Source organism: Zobellia uliginosa (assembly GCF_900156625.1).
Lineage (GTDB): Bacteria > Bacteroidota > Bacteroidia > Flavobacteriales > Flavobacteriaceae > Zobellia > Zobellia uliginosa.
In genome coordinates this window covers 1-15,426 of sequence record NZ_FTOB01000016.1, presented here as the reverse complement: position 1 = coordinate 15,426, position 15,426 = coordinate 1, and the positions used below count along the sequence as shown (strand labels likewise).

Annotated in this window: 14 protein-coding genes; 13 read left to right on the top strand and 1 reads right to left on the bottom strand. The window is 31.8% G+C overall.

What is annotated here, in order from left to right:
* Positions 1-998: 998 nt before the first annotated feature.
* From BW980_RS21815 to BW980_RS21750, 13 genes are all read left to right on the top strand, one after another.
* Positions 999-2,981, top strand: a complete 1,983-nt coding sequence (locus BW980_RS21815) for a type IV secretory system conjugative DNA transfer family protein (protein WP_083690594.1) — start codon at positions 999-1,001, stop codon at positions 2,979-2,981.
* 128 nt (positions 2,982-3,109) lie between these two features.
* Positions 3,110-3,664 (top strand): M23 family metallopeptidase, encoded by a 555-nt coding sequence (locus tag BW980_RS21810; protein ID WP_076457275.1) that lies wholly within the window; start codon positions 3,110-3,112, stop codon positions 3,662-3,664.
* 26 nt (positions 3,665-3,690) lie between these two features.
* Positions 3,691-3,897, top strand: coding sequence for a hypothetical protein (locus tag BW980_RS21805; protein WP_139327765.1), 207 nt, complete (start codon positions 3,691-3,693; stop codon positions 3,895-3,897).
* 3 nt (positions 3,898-3,900) lie between these two features.
* On the top strand, positions 3,901-4,920 hold the full coding sequence (gene traM, locus BW980_RS21800; protein ID WP_076457273.1) for a conjugative transposon protein TraM: 1,020 nt from the start codon (positions 3,901-3,903) through the stop codon (positions 4,918-4,920).
* Entirely contained in the window at positions 4,910-7,249 is a 2,340-nt protein-coding gene (locus BW980_RS21795; RefSeq protein ID WP_076457272.1) for a TraG family conjugative transposon ATPase, read from the top strand. Before traM ends, BW980_RS21795 begins: the two co-directional genes overlap by 11 nt.
* Positions 7,250-7,257: 8 nt before the next feature.
* Positions 7,258-8,091, top strand: coding sequence for a DUF4138 domain-containing protein (locus tag BW980_RS21790; RefSeq protein WP_076457271.1), 834 nt, complete (start codon positions 7,258-7,260; stop codon positions 8,089-8,091).
* Between the two features lie 39 nt (positions 8,092-8,130).
* Positions 8,131-8,697, top strand: a complete 567-nt coding sequence (locus BW980_RS21785) for a hypothetical protein (RefSeq protein WP_076457270.1) — start codon at positions 8,131-8,133, stop codon at positions 8,695-8,697.
* Between the two features lie 348 nt (positions 8,698-9,045).
* Entirely contained in the window at positions 9,046-9,552 is a 507-nt protein-coding gene (locus tag BW980_RS21775; RefSeq protein WP_139327764.1) for a hypothetical protein, read from the top strand.
* Between the two features lie 247 nt (positions 9,553-9,799).
* Entirely contained in the window at positions 9,800-10,408 is a 609-nt protein-coding gene (locus BW980_RS21770) for a hypothetical protein (protein ID WP_076457267.1), read from the top strand.
* Between the two features lie 67 nt (positions 10,409-10,475).
* Positions 10,476-11,033 (top strand): hypothetical protein, encoded by a 558-nt coding sequence (locus tag BW980_RS21765; RefSeq protein ID WP_076457266.1) that lies wholly within the window; start codon positions 10,476-10,478, stop codon positions 11,031-11,033.
* A gap of 23 nt (positions 11,034-11,056) precedes the next feature.
* Positions 11,057-11,584 (top strand): hypothetical protein, encoded by a 528-nt coding sequence (locus tag BW980_RS21760; RefSeq protein ID WP_076457265.1) that lies wholly within the window; start codon positions 11,057-11,059, stop codon positions 11,582-11,584.
* Complete coding sequence (locus BW980_RS21755) at positions 11,571-12,146, top strand: hypothetical protein (protein WP_076457264.1); 576 nt, start codon at positions 11,571-11,573, stop codon at positions 12,144-12,146. Before BW980_RS21760 ends, BW980_RS21755 begins: the two co-directional genes overlap by 14 nt.
* Positions 12,147-12,151: 5 nt before the next feature.
* Positions 12,152-13,027 (top strand): hypothetical protein, encoded by an 876-nt coding sequence (locus tag BW980_RS21750; protein WP_076457263.1) that lies wholly within the window; start codon positions 12,152-12,154, stop codon positions 13,025-13,027.
* 553 nt (positions 13,028-13,580) lie between these two features.
* Here BW980_RS21750 and BW980_RS21745 read toward each other — a convergent pair.
* Complete coding sequence (locus BW980_RS21745; protein WP_175609938.1) at positions 13,581-15,119, bottom strand: FecR family protein; 1,539 nt, start codon at positions 15,117-15,119, stop codon at positions 13,581-13,583.
* Positions 15,120-15,426 lie beyond the last annotated feature (307 nt).

The following is a 15,426-nucleotide window of genomic DNA, read 5'->3' as shown; positions in this document are numbered from 1 at the left end:
ATGGTATCTTTGTCAAGTACTTTGTACATGGGCTATGGTATTTGCGTGTGTTGACACAAATGTCCGTAGCCCTATCTTTCGATCCAAAAAAAGTTCAAATCACTTCAACTTAAAAGTTATCGTAACCTATACATCTTTAGATTATTTTAATAATCTAAGTTTAATTTGATTTATTTATAATCTAATACCTGTTAATCAAAGTGCTTTGACGATAACTCAAAGTACTGAATTAGGATTTTTTGTTTAAAAGCATTTTCTGTGCACTTTTTTTCTTCAATAACCTAGATCCATAGGCTTTTATGAATATTGCTCTAAAACTACTTTAATGTCATCTTTTGTTAGGTCTAAATAGTGGGTTCACTATGCTTTAAGATAAATAACTGTCTTTTGTCATTTTGACAAAGGGATACATGATATGTTCATTTGTCTTATCAATGAAGCTCTATACTTCAATGTGTAAACCTTAAAACATATACTTATGAAACCTAAAACAAAAAAGTCATTGACTTTCTTATTGAAAAATATAAAGAGAACATTATAAGAGCTACCTAAAGCCTGTAGTTATTTAGTACGCCGATAGAAAATGACATTTAGTATTTACATATGATGTCTTATTTTTTTACAAGTAGTAAAAAATGCTTTCTGATTTAGTATCAATAAATACCCCTATAAAGCTTACAGCTGATTTTTTTATCAAAAAACAGTATTCAGACAAATAACTTGATGCATTGTCTATAACCGTCATAATTTATATGGAGTTTCTAAGAAAGACTTATTCAATAAGCACGTAAGAAGATCAGAAATTATCTTTTGAATGGATATTACTTCTATCATCATTATTAAGGATTTAACATCTCGATTAGGTGATTAAAAAACATCAAAAAACAAATATTTAGCAAAAAAACATAGGGTATGAGATGAGCTAATTTGTTTTATAAGTGACTAAGGTTTTCTACTATCGATTCTAAGTCTAATCGAATAACAAAACAAAAGTAATTATGAAAGATAAATTTTCTATTGACATATTAATAACCTTTGCGTTAATCTCATGTTTATTACTATTGTCATTAGATATATATACTGGGTTTTATAATGAACTAAACAATTTAGAATTAACGGACAGAAGCATTAACCACGGTATTAAACAAGTATACCTGCAACTCCCTTTCTTATCAAATTCATTTTTCTTACGTATTATCATTTTAGGCGTTTTTATGCTCTGCTCATTTGGGATAAGTTTAAAAAAGAAACCCGAAGAGGATCCTGATTTAAAAAAATATGTCATTTCGGTAATTATATCTTTTTCTCTGTTTGTATTAAGTGGTGGTTTTAAAGTCAATTTAGTAGCGAATTTAATTATCACTTTTGCTTCTTGGACAGGGTTCATCTGGAGTTTTTTACATATCAGGAAACATTTTAATTTTTTCTCCAATAAAGATGAATTTAATAATAAGAATCTCATTTTTCAACAAGAAAAAGTATACAAGGAAAATCCATATTCTGTAAACCTAAAGACAGAGAATGGATTGATTAATGTAGTAAACCCATTTAGGGCTACTATGGTTTTAGGAACTCCCGGATCTGGTAAGTCTTACTCGGTAATAGAGGAATATATTAGGCAGCATATCATGAAAAATTTCTCTATGATGGTGTATGATTTTAAATTTCCTTCTCTGGCAAAAGAAACCTATGCTTTTTATGAATATTACAAAAATACCTATAAGGTAACACCAAAATTTACGGTGATCTCCCTAGATGATATTCCAAGCTCTAATTTTGTGAATCCAATAAGTCCGAATCTCATACGTAAAACGGCAGATGCTATAGAGGCTTCTCAAACGGTGCTTTTTAACCTTAATAAAGAATGGATTACAAAAAAGGATTTCTTTGCACAATCTGCCATATCATATTTTGCCTGTTGTATATACTTTTTAAAATTATTTGAGAATGGTAAATTTTGTACACTGCCACATGCAATAGCATTGGCCTCTTGTCCCGATGAAAAAGTGTTTAAAGTTTTTCAGAGACGACCCGAACTTCGATTTTTTATGACACCATTTGCCGATGCCTTAGCAAAACAAGCTTATGAGCAGTTATCGGGACAAACGGCTACCGCCAGAATTCCATTATCACAATTAGCTACAAGAGAGTTATTCTGGGTGATGGGTAATAACGTATATCCAGAGCTTAATGCTTCATTAGATATTAATAATCCCGAGGATCCACAGATTATGATATTAGCAAATTCTCCTACTACACAAACTACCAATTCTCCCGCATTAGGCTTGATTTCTACACAATTGTTAAAAGTGGTTAATGTACAAAATAAATTACCCTCTTCTATTATACTCGATGAGTTGCCTACCATGTATTTTATGGGGTTGGATAACTTGATCGCCACTGCCAGATCTAACAAAGTATCGACTACAATTGGAATGCAGGACCTGGAACAATTAAAGCGAGATTATGGTGATAAAGTGGCAGAAACCATTTTTAATATTGTAGGTAATATTTTTAGTGGTTCTGTAAGAAGCAGTACTGCTACCAAACTTCAAGAAATTTTTGGAAAGAAAAAACAGCGTCTTAAAAACATGACGGTAGATACCAGTACTACCTCGTATAGCATTAATGAAAGTATGGATTTTGCAATACCGGTATCAACTATATCCCAGCTTTCTCAAGGTGAGTTTGTAGGAATTGTTGCAGATAATTTTGGAGAAGAAATAAAGCAAAAAGTATTTAGGGGACATATCAAGGTAGACAAGAGAACTGATCAAATTAAAAAAGACATTCCTTTTGTTATCAATGAAGATAATTTAGAAGAACTACTAAATGGCAATTTTAAACGAATAGTGGATGAGATAGATATCATTATTGCGAACGAACTAGCTGAAATAAGCGAGACTGAAGAAAAAGAAAATGGAGATGACGGCAAAGAAGGTGAAGGCAAAGAAGAAGAAAGCAAGGTAGGACAAGGATAAAAATAAAATTCAGAAAAATCAAAGCCGTAGAAGTAAAACCAAGTTCACAAATGAAGAGAAGCCGTAGTGGGGTAGGTTATTGATAATTAACTAAGAACGATAGATTACATAACTATTATTTTTTTAAGATGATAAAACTTAGCAAAAAAATACTATTAGCCATTCTGATGATTTGTATGACAAATCTGGCTTATATGCAACCCAATAACAATAAGGGAAAAAATCTCTTGTATGCAAAAATGGAATTGCAAAAGAGGCCTGTTTATTTTCCATTATCATCTAAAAGTTTTAAAAGAATTTCTTCTGGATATGGGATGAGAAAGCATCCAATCTTAAAGAAAAATAAATTTCATTATGGGCTAGATCTAGCAGCAAGAAAAGGAACACCCATATATGCTTCTGCCCATGGTAAGGTTGTTAAAGCGGAATTTTCACCTAGTTATGGAAACTATGTTGTCATTGACCATGACTATGGATATAAAACATTGTATGGCCATATGATGGTTTCTAAGGTGAAAATAAATCAGAAGGTAAAACAGGGCGCTATTATTGGGTTTGTAGGGTCTACAGGAAGATCTACCGGGCCTCATTTACATTATGAGATTTTAAAAAAAAATAAAAGGATAGATCCTTTTAGCTATTGGATGAATTTTTTAAAAAAAATGGAAGTAAAACGTTTTTAGAGTCTAAAAAGAAAAATGATATAAAAATGAAAAATATAAAGCACACAGAAAAATATTTATGGGCTTGGATAGTATATAGCATTTTTAGCCTGGCATATTCCGTTTTGGTAGTTTATAAATTACAATTAGATAAACAACTATTGCTAAACGAGAGTTTAGATACGAATATATCTGAACGAATACAAAAATTTGATGATGTAGAAGATAAATTATTGTTTACTCCCAAGAAATAAGAAATGGATACCAATAAAAAAATTATTGTCGTGATTGTAGGTGTAATCCTTTTAGGAGTATTGGTTTTTACTATGAAAGGATTGGTGTTTTCAGGTACCTCTTCGACAGGAGAAATGGCAGAAGGTTTAGAATTCGACTCTCCTGATCTTGATATAAAGAAGTTTGATAACTCTACAAAAAAAGAATTGTATGATGAAACAAATACATATGATGAAGAACGCTACGATTCGTTAGCAGATAATCTTTCTTTTTTACAAAAAATGAAAGATAAGCTTTCAAAAAAAGATATAAAAGAAGAAGAAATGCCAGATACAAATGAAGAAGAAATGCTAGGTACAGATGAAAATTTACAAATGCTAATGGAATTACAGAATAACTTAAATAAAGCCAACCCACAATACGACACGGGTTATGTTCCACCTCAAGTAGTAGTACCAGAACCTGAGAAAAAAAAGATTCCCCAAGAAGGAGATTATTTTTTTGGCGCATCTTCTACGAGTAATACTGATTTAAGAGAAAATCTAATTCCGGCAGAGGTCATCGATCAAGGCGTGCTTAGACAAGGATCAACGATCGCGTTAAGAACGAAACAACCTATAGTACTAACAAAGTCAAATATAAAAATTCCCAAAGGGGCGGTAATTTATGGGGTAGTGAATATAGAAGATAATAGGTTGAATATTAATATCAATAAATATAAACGAGACAATAAACTATTCTCGATTGATATGAATGTCTATGATTATGACGGGCTGCAAGGTATTCATCTTAATCACGGGTCTATTTTTTCAATCCCTTCAAATGTTTCTAAAGATGTGTACAAAGCAGCATTGCAAACGTATCGACAACAGTCTATCATCGGAAATAATAATGCAGGTAATAACAGGGAACCCCTGGGAAGGATAGCGGCACTATCGGCTGCAAAAGAAATCTCTAGGGAATTGTTCGATAAAAGAAAAGTGTTTGTTCCCAGAAAATATCATATATGGCTAACCATAAATAACCAGGATAATGATAAATAAAATAGAAAAAATATTTCCTATTTATACAATAGAAAAGGATTTGTTAATCTCAAAGTTTGGGGATGTAAGTTTGGTGTATGAATTAAAAATGCCTCAAATCTATTCTTTGGATAAAGAAGCAATGGATAGCATTAATTTGATTATCGATAAATTGATAGGGTCATTACCTTCGGGTACAGTAATGCAAAAACAGGATTACTTTTTTGTAACGGACCTTAAAGACCCAATTGCTAAGGGTACAAATATGTTATCTCGTAGCGATAATAGTTATTATTTTGAAAAGCCAATATTGACTCATGAGTGCTACTTAATATTTACAAAAGACTCTAAGAATAAGATAAATATTACCAATAATACAACCAAGTATGAAAAGTATCTTGAAGGTATTGATGGTTTTATTTCAGATATAGATATAAGCGTTTCCTTTTTATCAAAAGAAGAATACTTTACTGCGAATCGCCTTAATAGTGATCAAATTATTGATCTGCTCGGTAAATACTTTTCCCTTTCCCCAAAAAGTGACAATAAGTTAAAAGATATTTTTCTAGATAGGCAAATTCAGGTTGCTAATAAGGTTGGTGAGGTTTATGCAATTACTTCAAATAATGAATTACCAATTAACATTGATAGTTATGTAAGGAATAAGGAATATTCTACACAACGAACAGATTTCTTTATTCCTTACATACAAGCGCTCTGTTTGGGATTAGAATGCAATCACATCTTTAATCAAATTGTTTATATAGAAAAATCAGAAGATGTTTTCAAATCTATTAAGGTGAAAATGAATAATTTCAAGAGTTTGTCACTCTTGTCAAAGGAGAATGAATTGAATCACAATAATATTGAAGATCTGGTGGAAAATGTTATTGACAAAGAATTAAAATTTATTAAGCAGCACTTTAACATTATTATTTGGGAAGATAGCAAAGAGAAATTAGAAAAGAGTAGAAACAATTTAGAAAATATATTTCGAGAAATGGGTATGAGGCCGTATCATATCAAATATTCAATAAAAGATATATTTCTTAATAGTGGACCCGGTGCTGCAACAAGGATCCCCGAAGAATATAAATTTATAGGCATTTCTGAACAAACAGCAAGTCTTATGAACTTTGAAAGTTACTATGAAAGTTTTAAGGATGGAATTTTGTTATGCGACAGGAAAAATGAAGCGCCTATCAGATTGGATCTATGGGATGAGCCAGTACAAAGAGGACATATAGTGAATAGAAATAGATTAATATTTGGGCCATCAGGTACGGGTAAATCTTTTTTGATAAATCATATTGCTTCTCAATATTATGAACAAGGCCATCATATTGTAATGATAGATATTGGGAATTCATACAAAAAGTTATGTAAACTGGTAGGAGGTCAATATTATACTTATGATGTTGATCACCCAATGGAGTTCAATCCTTTTTATATCCATGGAGAAATTGATATAGATAAAAAAGAGTTCCTGGTATCATTGATCATGTTTTTATGGAAAGGGGAAAGCTCCTTTACTAAAGAGGAAAAGCAAATCATTACGCTCTATTTAGACGCATACTATGCGAATCTTAAAGTGCACACAGACATTTTTCCGAAATTATCTACTTTTTATGAGTTTGTTATGGAGAACAGGGTAGAGTACAATGAAGAGAAGTATTTTGACAAGTTGAGTTTTGACTTATCTGTAAGGGACTTTTATGATGGTAAGTATAGACATATCCTTAATTCTGAACAACCAGTTGATTTACTACATGAGCGATTTATTGTTTTTGAAATGGATAATATCAAAGATCATCCGGTTCTGTTTCCATTGATAACAATGCTTTCTATAGATGTAGTTATGGGAAAAATACGACAGCTTAAAGGGATCAGGAAATCTATATTTATTGATGAATGCTGGAAACCTATTTCTAAAGGAGAAATGGCAGAATTTATAAAATATATGTACAAGACAGTCAGAAAACATTACGGAGAGGTTGCTATTGCAACACAGGATATAGAAGACATACTAGAGACTTCTGCAGGGGCAGCCATGATCAATAATACTGATACGATGATATTATTGTCGCACAAAAAGAAAATGGCATCCAAAGATAAGTTAGGAACCCATCTTTCTTTTAATGAAGCCGATTTAGAAAAACTGTTTTCTACGGATAAGCGAGAAGTATTTATTAAAGTTGGTAATGTTTCAAACGTATATAAAGTCAGTGTTTCCAAAGAGCGGTACGCCTGTTACTCATCAAACGCCAATGAAAATCAATTTATTTTTGATAGGTATGCTAAACATAAGAATATGAAACTGGCACTTAATGAATTTGTTAATCGTAAATAAAAAATAAAATGAGACTGACACAATCACTGTTTATTTTGTTATTGATAAGCTTTAATACTTATTCTCAACAAGAAATTTTTGATGAGATAGAGAGTACTAAACCAATTGCAATCTCTGATATAAAGACTACTCATTTGATCTTTAAGAACAAAATTAAATATTTAGATATAGGGTCACGCTATTTTGTTACGGATACAATAGAAAATATTGTGAAAGTGAAACACATAGGAGGTGATTTTATAGAGAAAAATGAGGAGAAAAAGACGAATATTACCATAATTACTCAAGATGGAGATTATTATTCTATTCCTCTTTTTTTTGAAAGAGATATCACAAATACGACCTATAAATTAGACCACTCGCTGAATAACAACAACAATATCTTGATGAAAAATGAACAAAAGAAAATGGGAATGTACGAGATGTGTCATTTTAGTAGAAAAGAGGTGAGTAACTATAACATAAAAGGAAACAGGGATTTACTGCTTTCAAAAGTTTCAGGAATATTTTATAGAGGTGATTATATAGCAATACGTCTGGTGGTCAAAAACTTTTCTACTATTGATTTAAATATTGATCATTTTCTTTTTCGTTTCATGAAAGACAAAAGATATGCTCAGGATATCGTTTATCAAGAAAGGGTTTTAAGGCCGGTTTTGATCTGTAATGAAACAGACAAAGTGAGGGGAACGGGAGGTATAGAAGTGTTTTCATTTGTTTTTGAAAAGTTCACACCCAATAATAACGAAAAGCTTCAAATAGATATTATTGAAAAAAATGGAGGTAGATCAACAACCATCGTTATTCCCAGGAAAAAATTATTAAAGCCAAGAGTAATATAGACCGATAAATTAGCTTTTGCTGTTCAAAAACCAAAAACTATGATCCCATTATTATTAAGGATAGCAGCGAGGCTTGCTCTACAGACAAAAAAGCCGATATCACAAGTGGGAAAAAAGCTGGTTTTGAAGAATATACCAAAGAGGCCACTGAATATTGATAAGCCAAGCCTAGTAGGGAATTCGAATAAACAAAAGATAGGTAAAACAAAAACTAAGATAAAAAAAGAGCTTCGAAAGAATTTTATTGAAGAACTTTTTAAGGAAATTCTAAAATTTAAAAATCAAGACAAGCAAAAAGAAAAAAAGGATAAAGTAAAAAATAAAAAATCTCATAACATCTTTCAAGAGGTTTTTGAGACCCTAGGCTTAAAAAAAACATTCGAACTTAGAAGTAGTAGAAGTAATAGTAAAAAAAGTAAAGATCAAGGTACAGAATTAAAAACACCAGTAGTGCATAAAAAGAAAGCACATAAGACGGTGGATTATTGGAATGGATTCGGGACCACATTGAATAAATTAAAACCTGGAGCAGAAATAGAACAAGGAGTTTCAAAACAAGCAACTTTAAGTAGAAGCAGAAGTTCGTCTATATCTATGCGCAGATAGTTTATGAGAACACTAGTAAACATATTGTCTTTAGTATCAATAATTTTTTGTATTGGATTTTTTGACTCTTTTACACTAGATGAAAAATTGGATACCAATATATTGTTGATACAACAGCATTGCAATGTCGATACGACATCCACAAAACTAAAAACTAAACTAGACTTGAGATTAAATAGTTTTTATCAACATGAGTTTTGGTCCAAAAAAGCGATTGACAGTTGTGATCAAAAAGAGCTACTGCTATTATTAGAACAAATCGTTGAGGACAATTTCTCTACACATAAGATAAATGCCGGTAGGCTTGCTACATTAAAAGAATCGTTAACCTGTAAAAATTAAGAAACCATGAGAAAGGTTTTAATACTTGCTTTTTTGATAACTGTAACAAAAACAATGGCACAACTTCCATTGCCCCCTTCTTATGTAGATATTGGTCATAAGGTAGCATTAGAAATTGAAGCAAGTGCAGCGAATTGGGTAGATAAGTCCAAAAAAGAAACCAGCAAAAGCTGGGGTACAACAATTATAGGTTCAGGCGCAGAAAAAGCAGGCTTAACCAGCTTGGGTAAACCTGTGAGATATGTACACTTTATAAATTATGCCAATATGTGTGACTCTTATTCAAATGGTCGTCAAAAAAAGTTTTGCGAAGAAAGAGTCAAGTATTTAAAACATTCTCATGATGTGGTTTTTGAGCTGTTAAGTGTAAGACCGAGACATAAAATGAGAAAAGGGGTAAGGGATTTGATTTGGGAAAAATATGCGTCTATTTCTATTATGATCATTAAAGAATTAGAAATAATTAAACGCGAATCAGAAAAAGAAGACGGAGAAAGAGATATAAACTATTAAGGATAATATAGGTAATAACCTGTTGTGCATTTAGAACTGGTTTTGACCAAAATTCGTCAGTTCGGCTACTTCGACCTTGAGAGAGTGTATCGAGAATAGAATTTTGGATAGAAAAAAGCTATTCTCGATACATTTTTTTTCCATTTCATTACAGAAAACCACGGATTGACGCTTTTTTATAACATTTTCCCTAAATGCACAACGGGTGGGTAATAGTCATTATATATAATTTAATAAAAATATCATTATGAAGTTTAGTAAGAATTTAATTTTCGCATGCATTATTACATTAACTACATACAACAGTTTTGCCCAATTAAAAATTATAGGGCATACCCATGTAACGAATACAGATACAAAGGCTATGACAGAGTTAGGGAAATTAATTGTAGCTATAAGCGCCAGAAATGAAACAAATGAAAATATAAATAATGTGCTTAGAGCGCTTATCGAGAAAGAAAAACAACTTTTGAAAAGCAAATACGATGTATCACCTCATGATAGTAAAAGCGGTTTTATCGCTAAATCTGCCGGAACTTTACAGTTGAGTATGGCAGAACAAGCCCTGTTGTCAAAATTTTCTAACGAAAGATACATGACCGAAAATAAAAAGACACTTATGAAGAATATGGCGCTGAGTAAGAGTTTGTTACCTTTTTTGCAGGTGTTGGATTCTAAAAATATCACGGCAGCAAATCGACAAGAAATATATAGGCTGCGTAGTGAAATAATCCGGCAATATTCAAATAATGATAAACAGACTTTTGGTTTGATGGCATTACCAGCAATACGACTTGCAGCTGAGGGAGATGAAGAGTTATTAAAATGGATATCTGAATTAGAGATCTTCTTGTAATACGAATGTCCTCATCAACAAAGTTCAACATATTGCAAGCATTAACTATAAAACAAATATTATCAATATGAAAAAAATAGTGATATTAATAGGACTAGTTTTGATTGGAACAACATGCCTAGCGCAACCTGTAAATTTTGTTTATCTCCCTATAACAGACATGCCTTTAGTTGTAGCAAGTGGAGCTGCTTCAGCTGAATATGGTATTATGAAATTTGAAGAGAACCAGCTTACAGATGCGGTAAGCTCTTATGCAAGTACCTACAATAAAAGAGCTACATATTATAGCGGGATCTTAATTATTTCTATGATTAATAATAACATCAATAAGAGTAGAAATAGGTATCTAAAACTAAAATTAGATAATAGTAAACTGGATGAAATCAAATACTATTCTAAAAGACCAGAAAATGATAAGTTATTGGCAGAGATAAATGAAAATCTTGATATTCTTGAGAAAGAACTAGAGAGTCAGCATAAAATGGTGATTTATGGAGAAAAACTGAATTTGCTTCAAAATTCTATGCTTACCCTCACCAGAATTAATAGAAAACTTGATTTTGTTAGAAAAAATATTCATAAAAGTGAGCAAGCTAAAAAGGTAATCAAAATGATTATTGACTAATTTTTATCGCTAAAAATGAACATATGGAGTCACATAAATTATTTTTTAAATGTACTATACTATCGGTTTTTTTAGTCTTGTTTGGTTTTATAGAAACAAAGGCACAAACGTTTGGATCTGTTACTGATGAATTAGGAAACCCTGTCTTAGAGCGTATTGCTAAAACAAATGGTAAGATGACGGCCACTGCAGTTTTAAATAGAGAGTTTTTGAAGGAAGTCAAAGATGTAATTTCGGAAGAATATTTATTCCTTACCAAATATAACGAGTTATATATAGGTGAAGGAATCAAGATTCAAAGATTCTTCAAAGAAAGCTATGATTTTGTCGAAGAAAAATATCCAATTGTTGAGCCAACTAGTAATGTCAAATATATTGGAAACCCCAAGGCTATAAGGCTAAGGTATGGTATAATGTTAGGGAGAGAGTCTAAAAAAGTTAATTCCTACCTGGCTTTTGATAATTATATGAGTGAAGGAGACAGGATATTGTTGCTATTGTCTTCTTTAGAAAAAGTAATTAAAACTTGCATAAAAAATGAAAAATTTTAAACAAATATTGATGGTTATCCTATGTATAACATGGATATCTTCACAAGCACAAACATGGTCGATTTCACATAATGTTGCAGCTGGGGAAAAAATCGCTGCAAATGTTTTATTAGGTGAAGAGATTAGTCTTATCAATGAGCAAAAACATCTTGTTGACGAATTGAGGGTAGTCGAACAAGATTATGATAGTAGAAGAAAGTTAAATTCAAATTTCAAATCACTACCTATGATGATCGCTACCATAGGGGCCATAGAATTTTCAGAAAAACAAATTAATGAAATAGAAGAAAAAATAAAAGATTTGAAAGGGAAAAGATTGTATACCAAATTACGGCTAAAAGAACATGAAGTAAACCTTACCGACGAAAAAAGATATTTACAAGAGATTAAATCAGAGTATACATTTTTACTTACGGCAATCTCATTAAGCGGTGGTCCAGGGTATAACTATAGCGCCTTTTTAAAGGTGTTAATAAGAACGTTAAAGATTAGACGAAATATACTACTCATAGGATATAAGGTAAATAATCTGATAACACAAAGTAACAATATTAAACGATAATAATTATGGATTTTTATGCGGTACTTACCAATTTTGAATCTACGCTGGAACCAAAAATTTTAGCTTTTGTAGATGCTATTTTACCTTCTGTAAGGCTTTTGGCGGCAGCTATTATGGTTGTATTTGTGGGATACCATGTCATCAAATCATGGTTGGGGGAAAATGAGAAATTAGATGTCTCTACATTGGTCCGTCCATGTTTAATCTTGGCTGCACTAGTTCTCTATACAGAGCTGGTTGTTTTACTTATAGAAGATCCAGTAGAGATTGTAAATGAAATCGTTCTTGATGGGGCATCTAAAGTAGGAGGTGCGACACCCGGTAGTATGAAATTATTTCGTGATAAAATGGCATATACCCAAGATGTAGGAGGTGTAGATGGTGGCGGAGTTGATGATGTCATTCAGTTGCATCCAATCCTTGAGCTTATACATCTTATTGTATTCTTTATCGCTTCTATTGCTGGAGGATATATTCTTTTCAGGCAGCTCATTGTTAAGTGTATCTATCTAATGATTGGCCCCTTTGTGCTGGCCTTTTCACTTATTGTAGGAAACGAAAAAGTAATTGGCAGTTGGTATCAAGGCTTTGTATCTGTTCTTTTATGGCTGCCTATACTTAGTATCGTACAAACAATTATCATATTACTCCCCGTAGAGACAACTTCATTTTCTGATAGTGATATTATATTCTCTATGGCTTTGCAGGTAGTTATGATATTTGTAGTATTTAAAGTTCCTCGTTATGCAAATATTTTAGTAGGTCAAGGGGCCGAAATGGGGGCGCAGGCAGGAAATACAATTATGGGACAGATTAAAGGTTTCCCAATGAGTATGCTTAATAATAGGATGATGGGAAGATCTATGAGAGGTAAAAAATAACAGGTAGGAACGTTACTTGATAATGGTATCAAAAAAATATTTACTGGCACAATAATATCAATTCTAGATAAAAGTAAATTAAACCAAAGTAATGGATTGGTTTTGATAGAAACACTAGGACGAATTGATATAGTAATGTCGAGAGATTAAGAAGGCGTAATTCGTAATAACCTTAACTCCTTATTTTTTGTCTGGGATTATAGACTAGCGGTTAAACACAGGTTACCGTATAAAAGCTACAACTAGTTTCTTGGATTTAGAGATTAAATTTCGTCTAGCTGTGTGATTCCGAAAAAGTAGATGTTATAGAAAACTATCACCAGAAAAGGGAAATGTTGTAAAATTGTAGCTCTTCCTTCTGTATCACTGTTTAACTTTAAAATTGTCTAAGTTAAAAATACAGAGGGTTTAGCTATTTTATAGTCCTACCTTTTTTTATAATATGGTTAAGAACTGATTGAGGATTATCCTCAATTTGTGGTTGGCACAGACCATTTTTTGATGCTATCAAAATAAATCAAAAAAGAAAGACAAAATATATTGGTATAACCTATTAATTACGATTAAATTTTTGGTTTTTTAAAATAATTAGAGAACTATCATCTTTGTCTTTTGAATACTCAATGCCCATGGTAAGAAATACGTTTTCTAAAGCATTATCTAAATTATTATGAGGAAAACTACCAGTATATAACATAGATAATTTATCTTCTATCCCTTTATAATCAATAGTAATTGGAAATTGTGATTCTAACTGATTGATTACATGTTTAAGAGGAGTACTTTTAAAATTACTGATTCCAATAGTCCAGGTTGGTTTTTTATCAGAGGAATTTTTATCAAAAACCTCTTGTTTTTTAATGCCGTCTAAAAAACTTACTTTGTTCCCTGCAGTTAATATGGTGTTATCGTCGATAGTAGAAACTTGCACTTTACCTTCAAAACAAGCTGTTTCAAAAAAATTATCCCGTGACACTACATTAAATTTTGTTCCTAAGACATGTATATCGCCATTAGAAGTACTCACAGTAAAATTGCTTCCTTTTTTAACTTCAAAAAATACTTCCCCATCCAGGTTTAACTTTCGATTAAAACTAAAAAAGTATTTATTATACGTTAATTTGGATAAGGCATTGACTGTAGCCAAAGAATTATCTGGTAAAGTAACGTTTTGTTGTTGAGCAATAGAGGTTTCAATAACCGTATTTCCAAAGAAGAATAGGCTCAGACCAACTATAAATATAACACTAGCTGCATAACCTATATATCGTAAAACATTTAAATGGATTACCTTTCCTTTGCTTATAGTACTGTCATGGAGTTTTTTCTGAAAATCAGAATAGGCTTCTTCCTCTGTTTGTTGCCCAGGGACCTTAAGTTTTGAAATTCCATCAATAATGGACTTGTAGTAATTATAATCTTCAGAACGCTCCAACAATTCTTGCTCTTCTGCTGTGAGTTCCTTGTTAAGCCATTTTACTAAAAGTCTTTCGTAATCTGTATTATTGTTTTGAAGTTTTGCCTGAAAATCAGAATAGGCTTCTTCCTCTGTTTGTTGCCCAGGGACCTTAAGCTTTGAAATTCCATCAATAATGGACTTGTAGCTTTTATAATCTTCAGAACGCTCCAACAATTCCTGCTCTTCTGCTGTGAGTTCCTTATTAAGCCATTTTACTAAAAGTCTTTCGTGATCTGTATTATTGTTTTGAAGTTTTGCCTGAAAATCAGAATAGGCTTCTTCCTCTGTTTGTTGCCCAGGGACCTTAAGTTTTGAAATTCCATCAATAATGGACTTGTAGTAATTATAATCTTCAGAACGCTCCAACAATTCTTGCTCTTCTACTGTGAGTTCCTTGTTAAGCCATTTTACTAAAAGTCTTTCGTAATCTGTATTATTGTTTTGAAGTTTTGCCTGAAAATCAGAATAGGCTTCTTCCTCTGTTTGTTGCCCAGGGACCTTAAGCTTTGAAATTCCATCAATAATGGACTTGTAGTAATTATAATCTTCAGAACGCTCGAATAACTCCTGTTCTTCTAGAGTTAATTCCCTATTCAGCCATTTTAATAAAAGCTTATTATAATTTTCTTCCATCAACATCCCTAATCAAACTCGATCAATATTAATAATATCTCTTCTGCCGTTTTGTAAAATTAAATTATTTTTATTTATTACCAGTTTCAAATCATCTTATTAACAAAAAAAATAAGATTCTTAAAAGATTGATGAAACTTTTACTAGTATTCTTTGTTTATAGTAACAAAAATAAGAGGTAGAACTTGTAAGCTCCCTTAGATAGAACTTCTTAGTTTTCTAAAACTTCATTAAAGTTATTGTTTTTAATTCTTTTGGGGCTAGCCCCAAAAGAATTAAGTTCCGCATATTTTACGGGCGGTATTTT

Excerpts from the sequence above, each read along its gene's own strand:
- BW980_RS21745 (WP_175609938.1), bottom strand. The coding sequence starts at position 15,119 with ATGGAAGAAAATTATAATAAGCTTTTATTAAAATGGCTGAATAGGGAA.
- BW980_RS21755 (WP_076457264.1), top strand. The coding sequence starts at position 11,571 with ATGAAAAATTTTAAACAAATATTGATGGTTATCCTATGTATAACATGG.
- BW980_RS21750 (WP_076457263.1), top strand. The coding sequence starts at position 12,152 with ATGGATTTTTATGCGGTACTTACCAATTTTGAATCTACGCTGGAACCA.
- BW980_RS21810 (WP_076457275.1), top strand. The coding sequence starts at position 3,110 with ATGATAAAACTTAGCAAAAAAATACTATTAGCCATTCTGATGATTTGT.
- BW980_RS21785 (WP_076457270.1), top strand. The coding sequence starts at position 8,131 with ATGATCCCATTATTATTAAGGATAGCAGCGAGGCTTGCTCTACAGACA.
- BW980_RS21770 (WP_076457267.1), top strand. The coding sequence starts at position 9,800 with ATGAAGTTTAGTAAGAATTTAATTTTCGCATGCATTATTACATTAACT.
- BW980_RS21760 (WP_076457265.1), top strand. The coding sequence starts at position 11,057 with ATGGAGTCACATAAATTATTTTTTAAATGTACTATACTATCGGTTTTT.
- BW980_RS21765 (WP_076457266.1), top strand. The coding sequence starts at position 10,476 with ATGAAAAAAATAGTGATATTAATAGGACTAGTTTTGATTGGAACAACA.
- BW980_RS21815 (WP_083690594.1), top strand. The coding sequence starts at position 999 with ATGAAAGATAAATTTTCTATTGACATATTAATAACCTTTGCGTTAATC.
- BW980_RS21790 (WP_076457271.1), top strand. The coding sequence starts at position 7,258 with ATGAGACTGACACAATCACTGTTTATTTTGTTATTGATAAGCTTTAAT.
- BW980_RS21775 (WP_139327764.1), top strand. The coding sequence starts at position 9,046 with ATGAGAAAGGTTTTAATACTTGCTTTTTTGATAACTGTAACAAAAACA.
- traM (WP_076457273.1), top strand. The coding sequence starts at position 3,901 with ATGGATACCAATAAAAAAATTATTGTCGTGATTGTAGGTGTAATCCTT.
- BW980_RS21795 (WP_076457272.1), top strand. The coding sequence starts at position 4,910 with ATGATAAATAAAATAGAAAAAATATTTCCTATTTATACAATAGAAAAG.
- BW980_RS21805 (WP_139327765.1), top strand. The coding sequence starts at position 3,691 with ATGAAAAATATAAAGCACACAGAAAAATATTTATGGGCTTGGATAGTA.